This is a genomic window from Yersinia similis (assembly GCF_001053095.1).
Taxonomy (GTDB): Bacteria; Pseudomonadota; Gammaproteobacteria; order Enterobacterales; family Enterobacteriaceae; genus Yersinia; species Yersinia similis.
The window spans coordinates 1-1804 of record NZ_CGBP01000074.1; the positions used below are offsets into that span (position 1 = coordinate 1).

Here is a 1804-nt window from a genome sequence, read left to right on the forward strand (position 1 = left end):
GCCATTTAAATCCAGCCCGTGCAGGGTGCGGTCAGTAGTGCCTACGGTGGTCACACTGTCATCTGACAGTTTTAATGTGGCATTAGCCAGTGCCGCCGCGTTATCCGCACTTAAAGCAAAAGTGGTATTTGTCAGATTGACGATCCCACTAAACGCCCCGCCCACCGTCGAACCAAAATCAAACGCGGTGCTGGCAAGGTTCTTCACCACATTCAGTGTGCCGTTCCCGGTCAGTACATGGTCGAACAGTGCAATGTTGTCCAGGTTCAATGTCGCATCAGCGATATCGACCTTCACCGTATTGCTCACGTTACTGCCGGTCAGGGTGACCTCTGCATCATCGGTCACTTGCAGTACACCGTTGCCGGTGACGCTGTTGCCAAAGGTGCCGTTAAAACCGCTCAGCGACAGGGTATCGCCCGCCCCTGCCAGCGCCACGCTGGATGACGCCCCCAGATTGTTCGTTGACGAAACCGTCAGTTTGCTGCTACCCGCCAAGGCATACTGGCCGAGGAAGTTGCTGTTATTGGCCGTCAGTGCGGTATCTGCTCCGCCGATAATATCGACTGTTGAACCCACCACGCCACTCAGAACGTTGGCAATGCTCTCGCTGACGCCATTCAAGACCAGATGAGAAGTGAGGGTACCCAGATTAACTGTAGCGCTGCTGGCCCCCAGATTATTGGCCTGACCCACGGTCAGTGCGCCATTAGCACCGATCTGATGTGCGCCGCTAAAGCTGTTATTCCCACTCAGCGTGACCGCCGCGTTGGTATTAATCACCCCGCCGCCACTGAGTACGTTGGTCATGGCCGCATTGGCACCGTTCAGGTTCAGCGTACCCAAGACCTCGACGGCGCTGGTACCCAAAGTCCCCGTCCCTGTCAGTGTCGCAGAGGCCACATCGGCAATATGGGTCTGCCCACTCAAGCCACTGTTGGCGGCACTGACCGCCAAATTACCGCCGTTAATATTCAGGGTTCCGGCACCGGTTAAGCCGCCGGCCACGGTAGACGTCCCGCCAGCGCTCAAGTTGAGCGCGCCCCCGGTTAAATCAATGGCCCCGGAATTGGTCAGCAGGCCGCTGGTTAATACTCCACCGCTGCCCAACGTTACCGTACCGGTATTGGTCACCGCTCCCACGGTCTGGTTGTAGCCATTAATATTGGCACTGGCCCCACTGGCGATATCCAGTAATGACGTCTGGCCGAAAGCGCCATTCGCCCCGAGGATCAACTCACCGAAATTGACGGTGGTCGTTCCCTCGTAACTGTTATTGCCGTTAGCCAAGGTTAAGGCACCATTTTGGGCATCCACCACCAAACCGCCGACACCAAATAACTCCGCATTCAGTATTCTGTTTGCCGTCAAACCGCTTTCGGTCGCCAGCAACAACGCATTAGCGCCATCGACTAACAACTCCAGCGCCGTCAGGGTGTAATTCACATACAGGCCGCTGCCGCCATTGCTGTTACTGCTGGTCAGGCCATAATTATGGATGGCATTCGCCACCGTGCTACCGCCCTGCTGGATGGCAGATTCCACCCCTTGCGTACCAGAGGTAATGGCCGTGCCATCAACCATCAGATCCAAATCGTTGGCATTGCCGGTCACATTTACGGCATTAATCAGCTCCAGCAGAATACCGCCCCGATCCTGCTCAAGGAGCGACACGTTCGGTGGCGTCACCGGAGATTCATTCTCCCAGTTGCCCGCGCCGGTAATGCTGACCGTCCCGCTGTTCAGTGCCAGATCGGTGACGGTGACGACCCCGTTAGCCTGAGATTGCGGCGGCGAACCGTCA

Annotated in this window: 1 pseudogene; it reads right to left on the minus strand. The window is 56.7% G+C overall.

The window, feature by feature from the left end:
* Window positions 1-1804: pseudogene (locus AC971_RS22370) on the minus strand (autotransporter outer membrane beta-barrel domain-containing protein); the annotation flags it as partial.